The organism is Kitasatospora sp. NPDC054768 (genome assembly GCF_053612025.1).
Genome location: NZ_JBSHBN010000117.1, coordinates 22,138 through 28,690 on the forward strand (window position 1 = coordinate 22,138; position 6,553 = coordinate 28,690).

Annotated in this window: 7 protein-coding genes; 4 read left to right on the forward strand and 3 right to left on the reverse strand. The window is 70.1% G+C overall.

Going from position 1 to position 6,553, the window contains the following annotated elements; translation table 11 throughout:
- Positions 1 to 66 precede the first annotated feature (66 nt).
- Positions 67 to 609: a GNAT family N-acetyltransferase gene (locus ACWGKU_RS28660; protein WP_452179987.1), complete on the forward strand. Its 543-nt coding sequence runs from the start codon at positions 67 to 69 to the stop codon at positions 607 to 609.
- 317 nt (positions 610 to 926) lie between these two features.
- A complete protein-coding gene (locus ACWGKU_RS28665; protein ID WP_401045783.1) occupies positions 927 to 2,426 on the forward strand; it encodes a glycoside hydrolase in 1,500 nt (499 codons plus the stop codon).
- A gap of 110 nt (positions 2,427 to 2,536) precedes the next feature.
- Here ACWGKU_RS28665 and ACWGKU_RS28670 read toward each other — a convergent pair whose 3' ends face one another.
- Together ACWGKU_RS28670 and ACWGKU_RS28675 are read right to left on the reverse strand one after the other, a co-directional pair.
- The gene (locus ACWGKU_RS28670; protein ID WP_401045781.1) at positions 2,537 to 2,746 is read right to left on the reverse strand and encodes a hypothetical protein; all 210 of its coding nucleotides are present in this window, start codon (positions 2,744 to 2,746) and stop codon (positions 2,537 to 2,539) included.
- 148 nt (positions 2,747 to 2,894) lie between these two features.
- The gene (locus tag ACWGKU_RS28675; RefSeq protein ID WP_452179973.1) at positions 2,895 to 3,200 is read right to left on the reverse strand and encodes a hypothetical protein; all 306 of its coding nucleotides are present in this window, start codon (positions 3,198 to 3,200) and stop codon (positions 2,895 to 2,897) included.
- 187 nt (positions 3,201 to 3,387) lie between these two features.
- Here ACWGKU_RS28675 and ACWGKU_RS28680 point away from each other — a divergent pair, with 187 nt between their 5' ends.
- Positions 3,388 to 3,819 carry a hypothetical protein gene (locus tag ACWGKU_RS28680; RefSeq protein WP_452179972.1) on the forward strand — a complete coding sequence of 144 codons (432 nt, stop codon included), beginning with the start codon at positions 3,388 to 3,390 and terminating at the stop codon, positions 3,817 to 3,819.
- A gap of 209 nt (positions 3,820 to 4,028) precedes the next feature.
- On the opposite strand, the gene ACWGKU_RS28685 is transcribed toward ACWGKU_RS28680, so the two are convergent.
- The gene (locus ACWGKU_RS28685) at positions 4,029 to 5,237 is read right to left on the reverse strand and encodes an alpha/beta hydrolase family protein (protein ID WP_401054545.1); all 1,209 of its coding nucleotides are present in this window, start codon (positions 5,235 to 5,237) and stop codon (positions 4,029 to 4,031) included.
- Positions 5,238 to 5,600: 363 nt separating this feature from the next.
- On the opposite strand from ACWGKU_RS28685, the gene ACWGKU_RS28690 reads away from it, so the two are divergent.
- Complete coding sequence (locus ACWGKU_RS28690) at positions 5,601 to 6,347, forward strand: phosphotransferase family protein (protein WP_452179971.1); 747 nt, start codon at positions 5,601 to 5,603, stop codon at positions 6,345 to 6,347.
- The last annotated feature ends 206 nt before the right edge of the window (positions 6,348 to 6,553 follow it).

The window sequence follows — 6,553 nt, forward strand, 5'->3', positions numbered from 1 at the left end:
CCAGGCGTGGATCGAAAGTGTCCGATGAGGATGGCGGAGAGCCACTTGCTGATCCAGAATGACGGAATGGTCACGCTTGAGACTCCCCGGTTGATCCTGCGTCGCTGGCGCGAGGCGGACGTCGCGCCCATGGCTGCCGTCAATGCCGATCCCGAGGTGATGCGGTGGATCCGGGACGGCAGCGTCCGCGACGAGCAGCAGACCCGCGCCGGGATCCGGGCGTGGGAGGGCGAGTGGGAGTCGCGGGGCTTCGGCCTGTTCGCCGTGGAGGTCCGTTCCACCGGCGAGCTGGCCGGGTTCACCGGGCTTTCGGTGCCCGCATTCCTGCCGGAGGTGCTGCCGGCGGTCGAGGTCGGCTGGCGGCTGGGACGGTCCCACTGGGGGCAGGGCTTGGCCACGGAGGCGGCCGTGGCCGCTGTCCGGTTCGGGTTCGACGAGCGGGGGCTGGAGCGGATCGTCAGCATCGCCCAGGTGGGCAACGACGCCTCCGAACGGATCATGACCAAACTGGGGATGCATCCGGCCCGTGAGACCGTCAACCCCACCAGCGGGCGGCGGGTCCGGGTGTTCGAGCTGTCGTCGGAGCAGTACGCCGCGGCCACTCGCTGACGGTCCGGGCGCTGGTCCGGGCGCTCCTCCGGGCGATCTTTCAGGCCCAGCGTCGTCGGTTTCTTGACATTGCGTACTCCCTCAGGAGCGGTCGGCCCACCACGGTGGACGACAAGGCAGACTCCTCCCGGGGTGACCGGCGGAGACGGATTCCGCCGGTGCACCGGCATCGACGACGGCGGCACGCCGACCGATCGGTACCTGTGCCGACCAGCCGCCCGGGGTCCGCCCCGGGCCGAGCCCATCGCGATGTCGATGGTGCGCGAGACAACTGGCCCCCCGCGACTGCGGGGGGATGACGACTTGTGGGGGAACCGATGGAACGACGTACGCTGCTGCGCGGACTCGTGGGAGTGCCGCTCGGCGCGATGACGCTGATCTCCGGAACCGGGCGTTCCTGGGCGGGCGAGCCGATCGGAACGATCGAGGTCAAGCCGCCGGCGCCGAACGTGGAGTGGACCCGCCGCTGGGACGGGTGGGGCACCACGCTGGGCTGGTGGGCGAACCGGATCGGGCCCCGGGACGACCTGGCCGACCTGCTGTTCACCCGCGACACCGTCCCGTTCCTCGGGCACCAGCTGCCGGGCCTGGGCATGAACATCGTCCGGTACTGTGCCGGCGGGTCCGGGAGCAACACCATCGGCTCCCGGAAGATGGCGTCCTCGCTGGACGGGTTCAAGAAGATCGAGGGCTTCCAGCTCGACTGGAACTCCGACGATCCGTCCTCGTCGAGCTTCGACTGGAGCCTGGACGCCAAGCAGCGGGGCGTGCTCCAGCAGGCGAAGGCCCGGGGCGTGGACACCTTCGAGCTCTTCGCCAACTCGCCGATGTGGTGGATGCTCAAGAACGACGACCCGGAGGGCGCCGCCGACGGCCTCTGCAACCTCCAGGACGGCAACTTCGACCGCCACGCGGCCTACCTGGCGACGGTGGCACGGTATGCGCACGACCACTGGGGCATCGACTTCGCCTCGGTCCAGCCGTTCAACGAGCCAGGCCTGAACTGGGGCAACAAGGCGGTGATGGACACCACCCAGGAAGGCTGCTTCTACACCCACGCCCAGCAGGCCGACCTCATCCGGCGGACCCGCGCCCAGCTGAACGTCCGGGGCCTGACGGGGACGCTGGTGGCGGGCCTCGACGAGAACGGCACCGCGCTGGCCCGCAACACCTGGACGAGCCCGGAGTTCGACGCCGTGACCAAGGCGGCCGTCGGCCGGGTCAACGTCCACGGTTACGACGAACTCGGCGGCGACCGGGTCGGGTTGTACGACGCGGTGTCCGCCGACGGCAAGCGGATCTGGAACTCCGAGTACGGCGACGGGTGGGCGCACGGCCTGGCCCTCGCCGAGAACCTGCACGCCGACCTGCGCCTGCTCCACCCTTCGGCCTGGGTGGCCTGGCAGATCCTCGACTGGCACGGCTTCGGCGCGATCGACTTCACCGACGGGGCGCTGGTCGGGGTCAACCCCAAGTACTGGGTGCTCGCCCAGTACATGCGGCACATCCGCCCGGGGATGACGATCATGGACACCGGCCACAACAACGCGGTCGCGGCCTACGACGCCGTCAACCACAAGCTGGTCGTGGTCGCCTACCTCCTCGAGGACGCGCAGTGGCTCACGTTCGACCTGTCGGCGTTCTCGCAGCCGGGCGTCCATGGTGCCGCGGTCAAGCGCTGGGTCACCGGCGTCGGCGCCGGTGACGGCCAGCGCTACCAGTACTACGCGGACACCGTGATGAACGGCGGGCGGTTCTGGTCCGACTGCGGTGCCTACAGCGTCCAGACCTTCGAGGTCTCCGACGTCCACCTGTAGCCGCTCGCATCCCCGGCCGGGCCCACCCCGGCCGGGGACGTCCGTCGGCCCGGTCGAACTCCCGGACCGGATCGAGGAAGTGTCCCGCATCCGGTCTCCTGGAACACCCTTCAGTGGTCGCTGATTTCCTCGGCGAGGATCTCCACCTCCTCGCCCGGGCCGGTGATCGTCAGCCGGTGCAGCACGCAGCGGTTGGCGTGGTGATGCAGGAGATGACGAGCCTCGGGCGGCACGAGGACGGCTTCGCCGGGTTGCAGGTCGGTCCGCAGGACGAGTGACGTCAACCAGCAGAACTGGCCGCGCAGCTCTTCGAGGCTCACGGTCGAACACTGTCCCGAGCAGTCCCGACAAGGCCGGACTTCAGAAGCGGGGTCGGGCTTCCCGGACCGCTCGGGGTCCAGCTGTTTCGGAGCGTTGACGTGCGCGGGAAGTCGACGGGCTCGACTTACCGCGCGGGGCGGGAGGGGGTTATGCCGGGTGCTCGTGGGCGATGGCCCGGAGGACGTCGGCGAGCCACGTCAGGTGGTGGCTCAGCGCGCGGTCCGGGTCGGCGACTACGTCCCGCAGGTGCTGCCAGGATTCCGAGAGCTGTCCGATGGTGAGTTCGTCCGGCTCCCGGGTGACGTCGTAGAGGTCGTTCGGAGGGATGGACCAGAAGTAGTCGTTGTCCAGGGCGACGGCATCGCCCGCCGCAGCGGCTTCCATATGACGGAGTACGACGTCGAACGAGCTGCGCAGCTCGGCCAAGGACACGGACAGGGGTTCATCAGTCATGATCACCATCATGGGGGACCGGTGGAGGTGAGCAGGAAGTCGGCGGGGCCGACTTCCTGTGCGAGGTGGTCGGGTGTCAGGCCTTGGGCGCTCGTGCACCGGGGTCGAGGGGGCACTGCCGGCTCCCCACCCGCCCGATACGGTGAACACCGGGCGGCAGCTGTGGTGTTCGGTGGGGGAGGTCGACATGGCGGCAGTGAACGTTCCGGGACCTGAACCGGACGGGGAGGAAGCTCCCGCGTACCAGGGCGGGAAGCGCAACCCTGCGTTCCAGTCGAGCGTGTGGGAGTACGCGGCAAGCTCGTTTCGAGTGGTGGCGGGGCTGCAACCGCCCCTGGCGGCGCTCGCGGCCCGGTTGCGACTGACCGTCGAACGAGGCTGGGAAGACCTCGGCTACGTGCACGTTGCCATGTTCCGCATCGGGAAGACGGACTTCGCGCTGAGCGAGTTGGAAGGAGCGACCGTCCCGTACACGGTCGTCGGGGTGAGCCGCTCGGTGGACGATGTGGACGCGGCGCTCGACATCCTGCTCAACGCCCTTGGCATCGGCCGCGAGGCGCTGGCCTTCCGCGGCACCGTGGAGACCGGCTTCGAGAACTGCAACGGCCGGCCCGGGTAGGGCCGACGACCGAGCCCACCGCTCACGCGGCTTCGAATCCGAGCGATCCCGCCCTGAACGTCCACGCCGGCCAAGTCCTCACCGAGCGCATCGACCGCGACAACGTCGACACCTTCGTCCTGGCCTGCGACGAACACGACGCCGAGCCCTACCGCCGGACCGACGACGGCAGCCCACTCAAAGCCGTATGAACCCCCGAAGGATCAACGCTAGTACTGGAAGAGTACTTCCGGATTGTTCGGCGAGGGGCCGTCCAGCAGCGGACTGTGGATCCCCTTCAGCGTCCGGTCGAAGAACGCTGTCACGTACTCGCGGGTGATCACCACCCCGCGTTCCGGGGAGAGGGGCCCCGGCGCCGGGAACCCGGCCTCGTCCAGGAGCAGGTCCAGGTCGGTGAAGCTGGTGTGGTCGGCGCCGGCGACCGTCAGCCACTTCTTGTAGCCGCCGAGGGCGGCCCAGGCCTGCCCCCACGTGGTGTCGTGGCTGCTGGGCAAGTGGTTGGCGGCCGCGCCCAGCATGAGGAGCGGCCGGTCGATCTGGCCGGGCATCGGGGCCGGGTGGAAGCTGCCGTCCATGTTCACCCCGGCCCGTACTCGCGGGTCGGCGATCATCGTGGCGGCGGCCGCCGCTCCGCCGATGGAGTGTCCGGCCATGCCGATCTCGTGCTTGTCGATGAGGTGTGCCAGGGGCCACGCGGTATTGCCATGCGTCAACTGGTCGATCACGAAGGACACGTCCAGCGCGCGGCTGGCGGCGACGGAGTCGAAGTCGAGCGCCGGGTTGTGGCAGATCGCGCACGTCGGCGTCCGGCCGTTCGCCAGCGTCTCGCCGCTGTCCTCGTAGGTGTGGCCGACGAGCGCGACGACGTAGCCGTGACTGGCCAGGTCGGTCGCGAGCGAGGTGAGCGTCATGCGCTGGTCCTCGAACCCGGGTGAGAGGACCACCAGCGGATACTTGCCGCGCTGCGGCCACGCGCCGTCGAAGGCGTGAGTGGTGACGCCGGAAAGGTTCTGTGCGGTGACGCCGGAGCTCGCCGGCATCCCCCGGAACTGGATGGCTCCGGCTGCCTCGGCGAGGGTCATGTAAGGGGCCGGAGTCCCGGTCCCGGGGACGGCCGGGTAGACCATCGTGACGGCCAGTTGGCGGGGGCCGGATGACGGCACCCACGGGTCGGGACGGCCCGCGTCGGTGAGGTGGATGACGTCCTCGCCGGCGGCGTAGGGGCCGGTCGGCGCGGGGAGCGTGCCGTGGAAGGACGGCGTGGGCGCGGTGCCCGTGGCCGGTGCGGTGTCGAACGCGTGCGTGGCCACCGGTGTGCCCGACGGTGTGGTCGTGGCGGCGAACCCGGCGCCGGTTCCGGTGACGAGGGCGGCGAGCGCCAGCACCGCGACAGCGCTGATACGGCGATTGCGTTTCATGGGATCGACGCTAGGTTCCGCAGCTCCGTGTCGAATCGGCCCGTGGATGTAAACACTCCGGTGTCGTTCGTAGCCCCCGCGAGGTACCGGAGTAATCCGCCGGGAGTATGTCGTGCGGCGCGGAGGTTCCCTTCGCCGGCATGGTCGAGCGCCACCTTCGTCCTGGCCTACGACGAACACGACGCCGAGCCCTGCCGCTGCACTGGCCCGTGGTGCGCGTGGGAAGTCGGCGGGGCCGACTTCTGGCGCGCGGCGGTGCGGTGCGGTGCACGGGGCCGCCGGGTGGCGGGCCGCGGTCGGCCGCGTCGTCGCACGTGACAAACCCGGCGACACCGGCGGCCGTCCCCGGGATACTGGTCGCCCATGGATGAGGTCACGGTCGTCGTCGCCCATTCCGAGCGCGCGACCCTGCGCGTCGGAGACGTGTTCCTGAAGGTGGACGCCGATCAGGCGCGGATCGACGTCGAGGTCGAGGCGATGTCCCTCGCACCGGTCCCGACTCCGAAGGTCCTGTGGCGCAAGCCGCCCGTGCTCGCGATCGCCGCGCTCCCGGGGAGGACCCTCGGGCGCCTCGGCGGGCCGTCGACCGGGTCACCGGCGGAGTGGGCCGCGGCGGGCGCCGCCATCCGGAAGCTGCACGACGCGCCGCTGCCGCCCAGGCCCGGCCGGGCCGGCCGGAGCGTCGTCGCGCTGACGGCGGAACTCGACGACGAGTGCGAGGTGCTCGTGACGAACGGCGTCCTGCCCGCCGACCTGGTCACCCGCAATCGCGAGGTCGCCGAGGCCGCGTTCCGGCCGTGGACTCCGGCGTTCACGCACGGAGACCTGCAGGTCGCGCACCTGTTCGTCGACGATGGCGAGGTCACCGGCATCATCGACTGGTCCGAGGCGGGCCGGGGTGACGCCCTGTACGACCTCGCCACCTTCACGCTCGGACACGAGGAGCACCTCGACGACGTCATCGCCGGGTACGGCACCGACGTCGACCTCGACGTGATCCGCGCGTGGTGGTCGTTGCGAAGCCTGCTGGCGGTTCGCTGGCTGATCGAGCACGGCTTCGACCCCTTCGCGCCGGGCTGCGAGGTCGACGCGCTGAGATCCCGGATGTGAAGCCGCGCGGGCCCGCCTTGTGCACAGGAAGTCGGCCCAGCCGACTTCCTGTGGGGGAGAGCTGAAATCGCCACGCTCCTTCGCACAGGTCGCCCACCCGCCCGACCCTTCCAGGAACCGCAAGAGCAACGGCGGGCCTGGCCAAGCTTGGCCAGGCGCGCCGAAACCACCATCAAGCAGCACTCACGTCGCCTCACCATCCGTTC